At 69.1% G+C, this 14,593-nt stretch carries 9 protein-coding genes; 4 read left to right on the plus strand and 5 right to left on the minus strand.

Annotation, left to right across the window (positions count from 1 at the left end):
• Positions 1–34 precede the first annotated feature (34 nt).
• Together argJ and argC are read right to left on the minus strand one after the other, a co-directional pair.
• The gene (gene argJ / locus AC1D2F_RS06825; protein ID WP_229993931.1) at positions 35–1,201 is read right to left on the minus strand and encodes a bifunctional glutamate N-acetyltransferase/amino-acid acetyltransferase ArgJ; all 1,167 of its coding nucleotides are present in this window, start codon (positions 1,199–1,201) and stop codon (positions 35–37) included.
• Entirely contained in the window at positions 1,198–2,241 is a 1,044-nt protein-coding gene (argC, locus tag AC1D2F_RS06830) for an N-acetyl-gamma-glutamyl-phosphate reductase (protein WP_364747488.1), read from the minus strand. Before argC ends, argJ begins: the two co-directional genes overlap by 4 nt.
• Before the next feature lie 167 nt (positions 2,242–2,408).
• On the opposite strand from argC, the gene AC1D2F_RS06835 reads away from it, so the two are divergent.
• The 4 genes from AC1D2F_RS06835 (at position 2,409) to AC1D2F_RS06850 (ending at position 10,162) form a co-directional block, all read left to right on the plus strand.
• Positions 2,409–3,512, plus strand: coding sequence for a fatty acid desaturase family protein (locus tag AC1D2F_RS06835; protein WP_229993933.1), 1,104 nt, complete (start codon positions 2,409–2,411; stop codon positions 3,510–3,512).
• Positions 3,513–3,677: 165 nt separating this feature from the next.
• A complete protein-coding gene (locus AC1D2F_RS06840; RefSeq protein WP_229993934.1) occupies positions 3,678–4,643 on the plus strand; it encodes a quinone oxidoreductase family protein in 966 nt (321 codons plus the stop codon).
• A gap of 113 nt (positions 4,644–4,756) precedes the next feature.
• Positions 4,757–8,689 (plus strand): Pls/PosA family non-ribosomal peptide synthetase, encoded by a 3,933-nt coding sequence (locus tag AC1D2F_RS06845; RefSeq protein WP_229993949.1) that lies wholly within the window; start codon positions 4,757–4,759, stop codon positions 8,687–8,689.
• Positions 8,690–8,737: 48 nt separating this feature from the next.
• Positions 8,738–10,162 carry a M1 family metallopeptidase gene (locus AC1D2F_RS06850; RefSeq protein ID WP_414645533.1) on the plus strand — a complete coding sequence of 475 codons (1,425 nt, stop codon included), beginning with the start codon at positions 8,738–8,740 and terminating at the stop codon, positions 10,160–10,162.
• Positions 10,163–10,170: 8 nt separating this feature from the next.
• On the opposite strand, the gene AC1D2F_RS06855 is transcribed toward AC1D2F_RS06850, so the two are convergent.
• From AC1D2F_RS06855 to pheS, 3 genes are read right to left on the minus strand one after another with little or no spacing between them, the layout of a single operon-like run.
• Entirely contained in the window at positions 10,171–10,896 is a 726-nt protein-coding gene (locus AC1D2F_RS06855) for a 4'-phosphopantetheinyl transferase family protein (RefSeq protein ID WP_229993935.1), read from the minus strand.
• 44 nt (positions 10,897–10,940) lie between these two features.
• On the minus strand, positions 10,941–13,484 hold the full coding sequence (gene pheT / locus AC1D2F_RS06860; protein ID WP_476966445.1) for a phenylalanine--tRNA ligase subunit beta: 2,544 nt from the start codon (positions 13,482–13,484) through the stop codon (positions 10,941–10,943).
• Positions 13,485–13,487: 3 nt separating this feature from the next.
• The gene (gene pheS, locus AC1D2F_RS06865; protein WP_090576206.1) at positions 13,488–14,549 is read right to left on the minus strand and encodes a phenylalanine--tRNA ligase subunit alpha; all 1,062 of its coding nucleotides are present in this window, start codon (positions 14,547–14,549) and stop codon (positions 13,488–13,490) included.
• Positions 14,550–14,593 lie beyond the last annotated feature (44 nt).

The following is a 14,593-nucleotide window of genomic DNA, read 5'->3' on the forward strand; positions in this document are numbered from 1 at the left end:
CTGTTCGTCCTTACTGCTCGTCCTTCCAGGCGGATTAGCTGGAGTAGGCGCTGTTTTCGTGGACGTAGTCGTGGGTGAGGTCGTTCGTGAGGATCGTGGCCTCGGCCCCGCCGGCCTGCAGGTCGATTTCGACCAGGACCTCACGCGGTTCGAGATCCACCAGGTTCCGGTCATCGCCGATGCTGCCGTTGCGGCAGATCTGCACGCCGTTCATGGACACGTTCAGCTGGTCCGGATCGAACGCCGCGTCGGTGGTACCGACGGCGGACAGCACGCGGCCCCAGTTGGGGTCCTTGCCGAAAATCGCCGTCTTGAACAGGTTGGAGCGGGCGACAGCGCGGCTGACGATTTCGGCGTCCCCCTCGCTCGCGGCGTTGAAGGTCCGGATCGCGATGTCGTGGCTGGCACCCTCGGCGTCGCCGATCAGCTTGCGGGCCAGCTCGGCGCAGACCTGGGTCAGGCCCGTGCGGAAGTCGACGGCGGACGGCACGGCGCCGGAGGCCCCGGACGCCAGCAGCACCACGGTGTCGTTGGTGGACATGCAGCCGTCGGAGTCCGCGCGGTCGAAGGTGACCCGGGTGGCGTTGCGGAGTTCCGCGTCGAGCATGCCCGGCTGGACGTCGGCGTCCGTGGTCAGGACCACCAGCATGGTGGCCAGGCCCGGGGCCAGCATGCCGGCGCCCTTGGCCATGCCGCCAATGGTGAACGGTGTGCCTTCGGCGTCGGTGCCGGAGAAGACGGCCTGCTTGGAGACGGAGTCCGTGGTCATGATCGCGGTGGCTGCCGCGGGGCCGCCGTCGGCGGCCAGAGCGGCGGTGGCGGAACCGATCCCGGCCAGGATTTTTTCCATGGGGAGCTGTTCGCCGATCAGTCCGGTGGAGCAGACGACGACGTCGGTGGCGGAGACGCCGAGGGCTTCGGCGGTCTTCTCCGCGGTGGTGTGGGTGTTTTGGAAGCCCTGGGGCCCGGTGCAGGCGTTCGCTCCGCCGGAGTTGAGGAAAACGGCGTCCACGCGGCCGTCCTTGACCACCTCGCGGGACCAGTGCACGGGGGCCGCGGCGACGCGGTTGGACGTGAAGACCGCCGCGGCGGCCTTGGACGGACCGTCGTTGACCACGAGGGCAACGTCCGGCTTGCCGGAAGCCTTGAGCCCTGCCGTCACGCCGGCGGCGCGGAATCCCTGCGGTGCGGTGATGCTCACGGTGCGACTCCCTGGAGGTTGAGGCCGGCGGATTCCGCCAGGCCGAGGGCGATATTCATGGACTGCACGGCCCCGCCGGCGGTCCCCTTGGTCAGGTTGTCGATGGCGCAGCACACGATCACGCGGCCGGTGTGCTCATCGAAGGCCAGCTGCATGACCGTGTGGTTCGAGCCCTGGACCGACTTGGTGGAGGGCCACTGCCCCTCCGGGAGCAGGTGGACGAACGGTTCGTCGTCGTAGGCCTCGGACCAGGCCGCGCGCAGCTCCGCGGCAGTGACGCTGCGTCCTGGCTGCTGCCGGACCTTGGCTGTCGCCGTGGTGAGGATCCCCCGGCTCATTGGCGCCAGGGTGGGCGTGAAGGAGACGGTGACCGGAGCGCCAAGCGCCTTGGAGAGTCCTTGCTCGATCTCCGGGGTGTGCCGGTGTCCCCCGCCTACCCCGTAGGGACTCATGGAGCCCATGACTTCGGCGCCGATCAGGTTGACCTTGGCGGCCTTGCCGGCCCCTGAGGTGCCGGATGCGGAGACGATCACGACGTCGTCGCCTTCCAGCAGCTGGTTGCTGAAGCCGGGCATGAGGGCCAGCAGGGCCGAGGTCGGGTAGCAGCCGGGGACGGCGATCCGGGTGGCGCTGCGGAGGGCGTCGCGCTGACCGGGCAGTTCCGGGAGACCGTAGGGCCAGGTTCCGGCGTGCGCGGAACCGTAGAACTTCTCCCAGGCCGCCGGGTCCTCGAGGCGGTGGTCCGCGCCGGCGTCGATAACCAGGGTCCCGGCGGGCAGCTGCGCCGCGATCTCCGCGGACGCTCCGTGCGGAAGCGCCAGGAACACGACGTCGTGCCCGGCCAGGTTATCCACGGTGGTGTCCTCGAGGATCCGATCCGCCAGACCATGGAGATGCGGCTGCAATTCCCCTAGTCTGGAACCGGCGTTGCTGTGGGCCGTGATGGCGCCGATGGTGACGTCGGGATGGCCGGCGAGGAGCCGCAGGACCTCGCCGCCGGCATAACCGCTCGCCCCGGAAACGGCAACAGAAATAGTCATAAGCACGACTATACAGCAAGAGTATGCATAGATGCCGATATTTATGCATGGATGCGGCCGTGTCCGGGAACCCCCGGGGCGTATGCTTGGTAAAGGGTGATCCAGACCGTGCAGCTGCAAATGTCAGCTGCAACGTTGCCCGTAAACAGCAACGAGGCAGGCTCCCTATGACCACTACGCTCACTCCTCCTCCTCTAGATTCAGTACGCCCCAAATCGCGAGTCAGGCAACCCAACGCCGTCGTTCTCAGCTATTCGGAACTGCTCAAAACCGTGAAGGCTGCCGGTCTCCTGGAACGCCGAGTCGGCTTCTACGTCACCGTGTTTTCGGTGCTTGCCCTCCTGATGGCCGCGACATGGTTCGGGTTCGCGCTGATCGGTGACAGCTGGTTCCAGCTCCTGATCGCCGCCGCCCTGGGCATCCTGTGCACGCAGCTGAGCTTCCTGGCCCACGAGGCCGGGCACCGGCAGATCTTCGCGTCCCGCCGCGCCAACGACTGGGCAGCACGGCTGCTCGCCACGTCCGTGGCCGGGATCAGCTACTCCTGGTGGGAGCAGAAGCACGGCGCGCACCACAACCACCCGAACGTCATTTCCAAGGACCCGGACATCGCGCCCGGCCCCATCGCCTTCCACCCCGAAGCCGTAGCCGACCGCCAGGGGCGCCTCGCGTTCCTGACGCGCAAGCAGGGCTGGTTCTTCTTCCCGCTCCTGTTCCTGGTGGGCCTGGGACTCCAGATCGACTCCGTGAAATTCATCGTCCGCCGCGCCAAGGTCACGCACCGCTGGGTTGAAATTCCGATCCTCGCCGTCCGGCTCAGCCTGCTGCCCGTTCTCGCGTTCTCCTTCCTGCCGCTGGGCATGGCGTTCGCCTTCATCGGCGTCCAGCTGGCCGTGTTCGGCTTCTACATGGGCGCGTCGTTCGCGCCGAACCACAAGGGCATGCCGGTGCTGCCGGCGGACAGCCGGGTGGACTTCTTCAGCCGCCAGGTCCTGACGTCCCGGAATATCTCGGGCGGCCGCTTCATGGACATCCTGCTCGGCGGCCTTAACCGCCAGGCAGAACACCACCTGTTCCCGGACATGGCCCGCCCCCAGCTGGACAAGGCCGCCAAGATCGTCCGCGAGTACTGCGCCAAGCACCAGGTCCCGTACACGGAAACCACCCTGATGCAGTCGTACGCCATCATCGTCCGCTACCTCAACGATGTCGGACTCGCCGCGGGCCGGCACTTCGAATGCCCGATGGCAACGGTCACCCGCCGCTACTAAGGGACGCATCAGGCGGCGTCCGCGCAGGACCCGCCACGTCCGGACGCTGGCACGTGAAGCATCACGTGACGGTCGGTTACGGAACGCCCCTTCATGGTTACCGCCGGTGTCCCTAGGATGGACCCAGGGACCGGGACAGACTTTCCCGCCCGGAAAAGGAGCCACATGATGCACGCAATCGTCGCCCGCCAGGCCGGGGGCCCCGAGGTCCTGGAGCTCGACAAAACAGCTCGTCCCGTTCCCGGGCCCGGCCAGCTGCTCGTCAAGGTCGCCGCCGCGGGCGTGAACTTTATCGACACCTACAAGCGCAGCGGCATCTACAAGGTCAGCTACCCCTTCACGCCCGGCTCCGAGGCCGCAGGCACCGTGGAGGAGGTCGGCGATGCCGTCACCGGGTTCGCTCCCGGCGACCGGGTGGCCACGGCCGAGGGCGCTGACTGCTACGCCGGCTATGCACTCGTCGACGAGGACAAGGCCCTCCCGGTTCCCGACGGCCTGGACGATTTCACCGCCGCGGCCCTGCCGCTGCAGGGGGTGACCGCCCACTACCTGATCAACTCCACCTTCAAGGTCGAGTCCGGCCACACGGTCCTGCTCCACGCCGGCGCCGGCGGCGTCGGACTCCTAATGATCCAGCTGCTCAAGGCCAGGGGCGCCCGTGTCATCACCACCGTTTCGACGGACGAGAAAGAGCAGCTGGCCCGCGACGCCGGCGCCGACCATGTGCTGCGCTATGAAGGTTTCGCGGGGCGCGTCCGGGATCTGACCAACGGCACCGGCGCGGACGTCGTGTACGACGGCGTCGGAAAAGACACCTTCGACGCCTCCCTGGCGTCGCTGCGCATCCGGGGCATGCTGGTGCTCTTCGGCGGAGCCTCCGGCCCGGTCCCGCCGTTCGACCCGCAGCGGCTCAACACCGGCGGCTCGCTCTACCTCACGCGGCCGACCATGGCCCACTACCTGCGCGACGCCCGGGAACGCCGCTGGCGCTCCGACGAAGTCTTTGCCGCCGCTGCCGAAGGCAGCCTCAAGGTCAGGATCGGCGCCCGCTACTCCCTCGCCGAGGCAGCGCGTGCACACGACGACCTTGAACAGCGCCGCACCACCGGCAAAGTCATCCTGGTCCCCTAAGCCGTACGGTCTCCTAGGCCGCACAGCAACACCATCCGTTCATCTCCTGCAGGGACAATGCGCCAGTGACCGAGCAACGACTGACCCCGAGTGAAGCCCCCGACGCCGGTACGGTGCAGAGTCTTCCGGCTGCCAGCGCCACCGTCTACGAGCCGCAGCTGCCGGGCGCACGCTCCGCCCCGGCGGAGCGGACGCTCATCGACATCCTCCGCGATACCGCCGCCCGGTTCCCGGACGCTTCCGCCCTCGACGACGGGCACCGCTCGCTCAGTTACGCCCAGCTTATGGGCGAAGTCCGGGCAACCGCGCGGAAACTGCACCTCGCCGGGCTGGGCGCCGGAGACAAGATCGGCGTCCGGATACCGTCGGGCACCAACGAACTCTACGTCTCGATCCTGGCGGTAATGCTGGTCGGTGCGGCCTACGTCCCGGTGGACGCCGACGATCCGGATGAGCGGGCCAAACTGGTCTTCGGCGAGGCCAGGGTGGCCGCCATCCTCCGCGCCGGCGGGAAGATCGTCACGGACAGCAACCACCCCCGGCCGTTCCCCGATGCCAGGCCGCCAGGCCCCGACGACGACGCGTGGGTCATCTTCACCTCCGGCTCCACCGGCACACCCAAAGGCGTCGCGGTCCAGCACCGCTCGGCCGCCGCGTTCGTGGACGCCGAGGCCCGCATCTTCCTGCAGGGCGATCCGGTGGGCCCGCAGGACCGGGTGCTGGCCGGCCTGTCCGTTGCCTTCGATGCCTCCTGCGAGGAAATGTGGCTCGCGTGGCGCCACGGTGCCTGCCTTGTTCCGGCACCCCGGGCGCTGGTCCGGACCGGGATGGACCTCGGCCCGTGGCTGATCAGCCACGGCATCACTGTGGTCTCCACCGTCCCCACGCTCGCCGCGCTCTGGCCCGTGGAATCGCTGGAAAGTGTCCGGCTGCTCATCTTCGGCGGGGAAGCGTGTCCGCCGGACCTTGCCGAGCGGCTCGCCGTCGAAGGACGCGAGGTGTGGAATACCTACGGGCCCACCGAGGCCACCGTGGTCGCCTGTGCCGCGCGGCTCGGCGCGCCCGGCCCCGTCCGGATCGGCCTGCCGCTGGACGGCTGGGACCTCGCCGTCGTCGACGCCTCTTCGCTGCCCGTCGCCGAAGGCGAGGTGGGCGAACTGATCATCGGCGGCGTCGGGCTGGCCCGGTACCTTGACCCGGTCAAGGACGCCGAAAAATACGCCCCCATGCCGTCCCTGGGCTGGCCGCGCGCCTACCGCTCCGGCGACCTCGTGAAGTACGAAACAGAGGGCCTCATTTTCCAGGGCCGCGCCGATGAACAGGTCAAGCTTGGCGGCCGCCGGATCGAGCTCGGCGAAATCGACGCCGCCCTGCAGTCGCTGCCGGACGTCGCCGGCGCCGCGGCGGCGGTGCAGACCACCGCTGCCGGCAACCAGATCCTGGTCGGCTACCTTGCCGCCGTTTCGGGCCGGGACATCGACCTCGCGGCCGCGCGCGAACTGCTGGGCGAGAGCCTGCCGGCGCCCCTCATCCCGTTGCTGACGCTCGTCGATTCGCTGCCGACCAAGACCAGCGGCAAAGTGGACCGCCACGCCTTGCCCTGGCCGCTGAGCGGAACCGGAGCTGTCGAGGCCGATGGCGCCCCGCTGAACCTGCCCGATGACGCGCAGTGGATCGTGGAGCAGTGGAGCGCGGTACTGGGAAGCCCAGTCACCAGCCTCGACGCCGATTTCTTCGCCTACGGCGGCGGATCGCTGGCCGCTGCACAGCTCGTGTCAGCCCTGCGCGTCCGCTACCCCACCATCACGGTGGCCGATATCTACGCGACGCCCCGGGTGGGCGCCCTGGTGGACGAGGCACGGCAGTCGCTGCCGGAGGGCGGAATGGTCGCCGCCCAGGAGCGCACCGTCCGGCCCACCGCGCGCAAGTCCCAGGCCTTCCAGACGCTCCTGGGCGTTCCCTTGCACATCCTCGTCGGCATGCGCTGGCTGACCTACCTGATGGCCGCGAACAATCTTCTGGCCGCCTTCGCCGGATTCAGCGCCGCGCCAACGGTCTCGTGGTGGTGGGTGGGCGCTTCCTGGCTGGTCTTTGTCAGCCCCGCCGGGCGGATGCTGCTCTCCGTTGCCGCCGCGCGCCTCCTGCTCCGCAACGTCGTGCCCGGCACGTATCCGCGGTCCGGGCGGGTGCACCTCCGGCTCTGGCTCGCGGAACAGATCCAGGACCTCGCCGGCGCCATCAGCCTGGCCAGCGCGCCCTGGGTGCCCTACTACGCGAAGGCGCTGGGCGCGAAGATCGGCGAGAACGTCCAGCTGCACTCGCTGCCGCCCGTCACGGGTCTGCTGTCCCTCGGCGCCGGATCCAACATCGAGCCTGAAGTCGATCTGTCCGGCTGGTGGATCGACGGCGACCGTGTCCACATCGGCGCGATCCGGATCGGCCCCGGCGCAAGCGTCGGCGCCCGCAGCACGCTCATGCCGGGCGCCACCGTGGGTGCCGGCGCGCAGGTGGAGCCGGGCTCCGCGGTGATCGGGAAGGTCAAGGCAGGGCAGCTGGTAGCCGGGTCACCGGCCGAGCGCCGCGGCAAGGCGCGGCACTCGTGGCCGGACTCCGCGCCCGAGCACCGGCTGATGGGCCGGCTGTGGTTTGCCGGCTTCGCCGCGGCATCCGCCATGCTGGCGCTCATCCCCTATGTCTCCGCCGCCGTCGCGGCCTTCGTGATCTTCGCCTTCATCCAGGGCAGCTCCTCCCTGCCCGCAGCCCTCCCCGGCATTGTGCTCTCGATCCCCCTGGCAGCGCTGGCATGGTTCCTGACCAACCTGCTGCTGATCCTGGCCACGACCAGGCTCCTCAGCGTCGGCCTCGCAGAAGGCTACTACCGGGTCAGGAGCCGGATCGGATGGCAGGTCTGGGCGACCGAGAGGGTTCTGGACCTGGCCCGGGATCTGCTGTTCCCGGTCTACGCCAGCCTCTTTACGCCGGTCTGGCTGCGGCTCCTCGGCGCGAAGGTCGGCCGCAACGTGGAAGCCTCGACAGTGCTGCTGATCCCGAGCATGACCACCGTGGGCGAAGGCGCGTTCCTGGCCGACGACACCATGGTGGCGTCCTACGAACTCGACGGCGGATGGATGCGGATTGCCCCGGCCAAGATCGGCAAACGGTCCTTCCTGGGCAACTCGGGCATGACGGCGGCCGGGCGCAACGTGCCCAAGAACTCGCTCGTGGCGGTCCTCTCCGCGACGCCGGCCAAGGCGAAGGCCGGCACATCGTGGCTCGGCAGCCCGCCCGTGCGGTTGCGGCGCACCGCCATCGCCTCCGACGACACCCGGACCTACCAGCCGCCCCGGAGGCTGAAGGTCGCGCGCGCCCTGTGGGAGCTGTGCCGGTTCGTCCCGGTCATGCTGACAGTCGCGATCGCCGTCGGCGTGATGCTCGCGTTCGACGCGATGGCGACAGTCTTCAATTATGGAATCGCCGCCGTCCTGAGCGGGGTGGTGGTCCTGCTTGCCGGGGCCACAGCCGCGGGCAGTGCCGTAGCGGCCAAGTGGCTGCTGGTGGGCCGCATCCGCCCCGGCGAGCACCCGCTGTGGAGCTCCTTCATTTGGCGGAACGAGGTGGTGGACACCTTCATTGAGATGGTCAGCGCCCCGTGGTTCGCGCGGGCGGCCACCGGGACTCCGGCGCTCGTGTGGTGGCTGCGGGCACTCGGCGCGAAAATCGGTGCGGGGACCTGGTGCGAAAGCTACTGGCTGCCCGAGGCGGACCTGGTCACCCTTGGCAGGAACTCAACCGTCAACCGCGGGTGCGTCGTCCAGACCCATCTGTTCCATGACCGTGTCATGAGCATCGACACTGTTACGCTCGATGACGGAGCCACCATGGGGCCGCACGGCGTCATCCTGCCGCAGGCCAGGATCGGCAGCGGCGGCACGGTGGGTCCCGCGTCCCTCGTCATGCGGGGCGAAACCGTCCCCGCCGGGACGTACTGGATGGGCAATCCGGTCAGCCCGTGGGACGGGCCCGCGCCGCCCGCCGGGCCCCGGTAGGCCCGGCCTGCGCACGTCCACCCGCACCACAACCCGAAGGTCCGTCCATTGAGCACCAGCGCACCAAGCAGCGGCGCCGCCGCCACAGGCGGGGAAATCAGCCGGGAAATCAGCCGCGAGATCAGCCGGGCAACCGGCCCGGCAGCCGGCGCACCGGACCCCTATATGCCGGGCCACGGGACCAACGCCTACCGCGTCACCCGTTATGAACTCGATCTGGACTACCGGGTCAGCAGCAACCGTCTTGCCGGGCGCGCCGTCCTGCACGCCGTCACCCAGCTCCCGACGTCGGCGATCGTCCTGGACTTGGCCGGACTGCGGGCCACGAAGATCCAGCTCGACGGACGCAGGGTGCGCAGGTTCACCCAGCGGGCCGAGCAGCTCGTCATCTACCCCGACGGTCCGCTGCTCGCCAACGAGGCCTTCACCCTGGACATCCGCTACGAGGGCTACCCTGCGCCGCGCCGCGGCCTGTGGGGCGAAGTCGGCTGGGAAGAGCTCTCCGATGGTGTGCTGGTCGCCGGCCAGCCCAACGGCGCCGCCTCCTGGTTCCCCTGCAATGACCACCCGCGGGACAAGGCGAGCTACCTCATCACGGTGACCACCGACGCGAACTACCGGGCCGTGTGCAACGGCGTGCTGCTCTCCCGCACCAGCCGGGCCAGCCGCGAGAGCTGGGTGTACGAGCAGGCCGAACCCATGGCCACGTACCTCGCAACGGTGCAGATCGGTCGCTACGAACTCCTGACGCTCAACGCCGAGCGGCCGTCGGGGCATGTGCCGCAGTACGTGGCCGTTCCGGCGGCGCTGGCGGCGGGCGCCCGGGCCGCCTTGGCCCGCCAGCCTGACATGATGCGGACCTTCACCAACTGCTTTGGCCCGTATCCGTTCCCGGAGTACACCGTGGTGGTCACTTCAGACGTGCTGGAGATCCCGCTGGAAGCGCAGACACTGTCCATCCTGGGCCCAAATCATTTGCGGCAGGACTGGGATTCGCAGCGGATGGTCGCCCACGAACTTGCCCACCAGTGGTTCGGGAATTCGCTCACCACTGCGACGTGGAAAGACATCTGGCTGCACGAGGGCTTTGCCTGCTACGCGGAATGGCTCTGGTCTGAAGAGGCCGGCATCATGTCGGTGGCGGCCCGCGCCCGCGCCGCCTGGCGCAAGCTCGCCGCTGCCCCGCAGGACCTGATGGTGGGCGATCCCGGCCCGGAGCTGATGTTTGACGACCGGGTCTACAAACGCGGAGCCCTGGCCCTGCACGCACTGCGGGTTCGCTGCGGCGACCTCGCATTCTTCGCCCTGCTGCACGACTGGACGGACCGCTTCCGCCACGGCACCGTGACCACTGCCGACTTCATCGTCGCGGCCGCCCACACGACAGGCCTCGACGCAGAGGCCCTGCTGCACCCGTGGCTGTTTGACCACACCCTCCCGCCGCTCCCGCAGGCAGCACCGCCCAGGCTCTGAGGGAAGGACTAGGGAAGGACCGCGGCGGCGACGGCGGCCACGAGGTCCGCGGGCAGTCCTGTCTCGGCCGGCGGCAGGTCCCGGAGCCCGGCACGGCCGTCCACGGTCGGGGCGAGCACGTCGAGGGTGTCCGGCGCCGTCTGCAGCCCCGTGCCCAGCATCTTGAGCCACGCCTCCTTGCGCGCCCAGAGCCGTGCCCGGCCGCGCAGCAGAGCGATGCCGTCCAGGCCGGCGAGGTGCAGTTGTTCGGCCGGGGTCAACACGACATCGTCGAACCCATCGAAGTCCGCCCGGGCCGGATCCTCGACGTCGATGCCCAGGCGCTGGCCCGGATCCGGGTCCACGAGCCCGGCCAGAAGCGTCCAGCCGGCCGCGCGGGACAGGCTCAGCAGCAGCGGCACGGCCTCGCCGCGGAGCTGGTAGCCGGGCTTGCCGTGTGAGATGTTCGAGCCCGTGCCGCAGCGTGGACAGCTGTACCAGGCTGTGAGGTCCGACGCCGGGACGCCGAGCAGGCCGGCGGCGAACCGCCGCTGCGCGAGCCGGCCGGCGAGGAAGTCCTGCCGGGTCCGCGGGGTCATGGCCCGGGCCCGCTCGAGCTCGGCCCCGTCCAGCAGGGAACGCGAGTCGCGTTCCAGCTCCGACGCAGCCGGGGATTCCGCAGGAGGCCGCGGCACACCGCGGTCTCCTGGAACGCCAAAGGGCGGGCAGGCACGCACAACAAGGTGTGGTGCCATGACCCGCCCCTTTCAGAAAGCCAGCGCTGTCACCAGCGCAGTCCTCAGCGCTGCACCGCTCCGAAGCGTTCGTGGGCAGCGGCAACGGCACCTTCACGCGCCGCCGAGGCCTCGTCGGCCGTCAGGGTGCGGTCGTTGGCGCGGAAGCGCAGGCTGAAGGCCAGCGACTTCTTGCCCTCCTCGATGCCCTTGCCCGCGTAGACGTCGAACAGTGCAACGTCTTCGAGCAGCTCGCCGGCGCCTTCACGCAGGGCCGCCAGCACCTCTTCCGCCGGGACGTCCTGCGGCACCACGAGGGCCACGTCCTGGGTGGCCACGGGGTACGTCGAGATGTGCCGGGCCACGATCACGTCGGCAGCCGCCTCGAAGAGGGCGTCGGCGTTCAGTTCCAGCGCCACGGAACGGGCCGGCATGTCATGTGCCGCCAGCAGCTTCGGGTGCAGCTCGCCGGCGTAGCCCACGACTTCGCCGGTGCGCAGTTCAAGCTGCGCTGCCCGGCCCGGGTGGAAGGCCTGGTGCCGGCCCTGCGTGACCAGGAGTTCGACGCCGAGCACGTCCCCGGCGATCCGGGCGATGTCCACCGCGTCCGCCCAGTCCCACGCCCGCGGGCTGTGGGCCGGGGCGGCAGGAGAGTCGTGCCCCGTGAGCACAGCGGCGAGGTGCAGCGGCTGGTCCGGGACGCCGTCGTACAAGCCGTCCAGTACCTCGTCGCTGGGCTTGACGCCGAGCGGCGGAATCGCGGCGGTGCCAAGCTGGTCCCCGGGCAGGAACACGAGACCGGCCTCGAAGAGGGCGAGATCGCGGAAACCGCGGGAGTGGTTGCGCTTGGCAACCTCGATCAGGCCCGGCAGGACGGAGGTCCGCAGGAAGCCGCGCTCCTCGCTGATCGGGTTGGCCAGCTTGAGAGCCTTGCGCTCCGCGCCCTCGACGGGGACGCCAAAGGTGTCATTGGCGGCCTTGGAGACGAACGGGTAGGCCAGCACCTCGGTGAGTCCGGCGTCGGCGAGGGCCTGGATCAGGCGGCGGCGCTGCTGCTGGACGCGGGTCAGGCCACGGCCCGGGGGCGCCACCGGCAGGGTGGCCGGGATCTTGTCGTAGCCGACCAGCCGGGCGATTTCCTCGGTGAGGTCGTCCTTCGTCTCGAGGTCGTGGCGCCAGCTCGGGGCCGTCACCGTGTAGCCGTTGCCGGTCTTGGCAACCACGGCGCCGAGGTCTTCGAGCGAGGTCAGGATCTGTTCCTCGGTGAAGTCGATCCCGATCCGGGCTGCCGCGTACTCTGCCGACAGTTCGATGGTGACGGCGTCCGGCGCGGTCCCGACGTCGGTCCCGGCTTCGTCGGCCGTTCCGCCGGCGAGGTCGACCAGCAGGTCCACCACACGCTGGGCGGCGACATCGGCCACCTGCCAGTCCACGCCGCGTTCGAAGCGCTTTGACGCCTCGGATGGCAGCTTGTGGCGGCGGCGGGCGCGGGCGATCGAGACTTCGTCGAAGTGCGCGGCCTCAACCAGGACGTTCGTGGTGGCATCGGACACCTCGGTGTGGGCACCGCCCATGACGCCGGCGATTCCGATCGGCCCGGATTCGTCCGTGATCAGCAGATCCTCGACGTCGAGCGTGCGCTCCTTCTCGTCCAGGGTGGTGATCTTCTCCCCTGCCGTGGCGCGCCGGACGACGATGTCGCCGGCCAGCTTGTCCAGGTCATAGCAGTGGTTCGGCTGCCCGAGCTCGAGCATGACGTAGTTGGAGATATCCACCGGCAAGGAGATGGACCGGATGCCGGCGAGCCGGAGACGGGAGGTCATCCACGGCGGGGTGGGCCGGGTGGCATCGACACCGCGCACGGTGCGGGCCACAAAACGGTCGCAGCCGGGCTTGCCGTAGATGGGGGCGTCGTCGTTGAGCTTGACGCCGTAGCCGCCGGACAGCGCCTCCGGGACCCGGACCTTGGAGACCGGGTCCGTGAATGCGGTGCCGGTGGCGTGCGCGTATTCACGGGCCGCACCGCGGATGGAGAAGCAGTAGCTGCGGTCCGGGGTGACGTTGATTTCCGCGGCCTGGTCGTAAAGGCCCAGCAGTTCCATGGCGTCGGTGCCGATTTCGGGATCCAGCCCGATCCTCGACAGCACCAGGATGCCGTCGTGGTCCTCGCCGATGCCGAGCTCACGCACGGAGGCGATCATGCCGGCGGAGAGGTGTCCGTAGGTCTTGCGCGCGGAAATGTGGAAGTCGCCCGGCAGCACCGCGCCCGGGAGGGTGACCACCACCTTGTCGCCTTCGACGAAGTTGTGGGCGCCGCAGATGATGCCCTGCACGCCGGAGGGGTCGATGCCGTCGCCGGTCAGGGTCTGCTGCTGGCCCTCGGGGACAACCCGGACCTGGCACCAGTTGATGGTCTTGCCGTTGGTCTGGGGTTCCTTGACGATGCTCAGCACCTGGCCCACCACGATCGGACCCTGGAGGGTGTCCGTGGGGCGGTGGACTGCTTCTTCTTCGAGTCCGACCTTGACGAGCTCGGCCATGACGTCTTCGGCCGTTGCTTCGGCCGGTACCTGCGCGAATTCGCGCAGCCAGGAAAGTGGGATACGCACTGTTTAGATCTCCATCCCGAAGTGCTCGCTGAAACGTACGTCGCCTTCAATCATGTCGCGCATGTCGCCAACCTCGTTGCGGAACATGAGGGTGCGTTCGATGCCCATGCCGAAGGCAAAACCGGAATAGACGTCCGGATCGATGCCCGCGGCGCGCAAGACGTTGGCGTTGACCATGCCGCAGCCGCCCCACTCGATCCAGCTGGGGCCGCCTTTGGCGCCCGGGTGCCAGATATCGAGCTCTGCGGACGGCTCGGTGAACGGGAAATAGTTGGGGCGCAGCCGGATCTGGGCTTCCGCACCGAACATCTGGCGTGCGAAGTGCTCCAGGGTGCCGCGGAGGTCCGCCATGCTCAGCTTCTTGTCGATGGCCAGGCCCTCGAACTGGTGGAACACGGGAGTGTGCGTCGCGTCGAGCTCGTCCGTGCGGAACACCTTGCCCGGGCACAGCACGTAGATGGGCAGCTCCCGTTCCAGCATGGAGCGGACCTGCACCGGGGAGGTGTGCGTGCGCATGAGCAGGTGGGCTTCGGGCGGCTCGACGAAGAACGTGTCCTGCATGTCGCGGGCGGGGTGGTCCGGCTTGAAGTTCAGAGCATCGAAGTTGAACCACTCGGACTCGACCTCGGGCCCTTCGGCGATTTCCCAGCCCATGCCGACAAAGATGTCCGCCACCCGGTCCTGCAGCGTGGACAGCGGGTGGCGTGCACCGGCACGGCGCCGGCGCGGTGCCGCCGTGACATCCACAGTCTCTTCGACGAGGATCCGCGCGTCGTTCTCGGCCTCGAGCTCTACCGTCCGGTCCGCGAGGGCCTTGTTGACGCGTCCCCTGGAGGCGCCCATGAGCTTGCCGGCGGCGGCCTTCTGGTCCTTGGGAAGCGCCCCGATCTCACGGTTGGCGAGGCTCAGCGCGGACTTTTCGCCCGTGTGCGCGAGGCGCACGGCCTTGAGTTCATCGAGGGTCGCGGCAGCGGCGATGGCGGCAACGGCCTGGTCTACGGCAGCGGTAATGGCGGCTTCATCCAAAGGATTCGGGACGGCGGCGCCCGGCAAAGTTTCAGTCATCTACTGTTCTTAGCTACGAGTCGGATCATGCCACAGCACACGGC

The sequence above is a fragment of the Arthrobacter sp. P1_B3 genome (assembly GCF_056406615.1).

Bases quoted from the DNA above. Each gene is read 5' to 3' on its own strand.
- argC (WP_364747488.1), bottom strand. From the start codon at position 2,241: ATGACTATTTCTGTTGCCGTTTCCGGGGCGAGCGGTTATGCCGGCGGC.
- AC1D2F_RS06835 (WP_229993933.1), top strand. From the start codon at position 2,409: ATGACCACTACGCTCACTCCTCCTCCTCTAGATTCAGTACGCCCCAAA.
- AC1D2F_RS06840 (WP_229993934.1), top strand. From the start codon at position 3,678: ATGATGCACGCAATCGTCGCCCGCCAGGCCGGGGGCCCCGAGGTCCTG.
- AC1D2F_RS06855 (WP_229993935.1), bottom strand. From the start codon at position 10,896: ATGGCACCACACCTTGTTGTGCGTGCCTGCCCGCCCTTTGGCGTTCCA.
- pheS (WP_090576206.1), bottom strand. From the start codon at position 14,549: ATGACTGAAACTTTGCCGGGCGCCGCCGTCCCGAATCCTTTGGATGAA.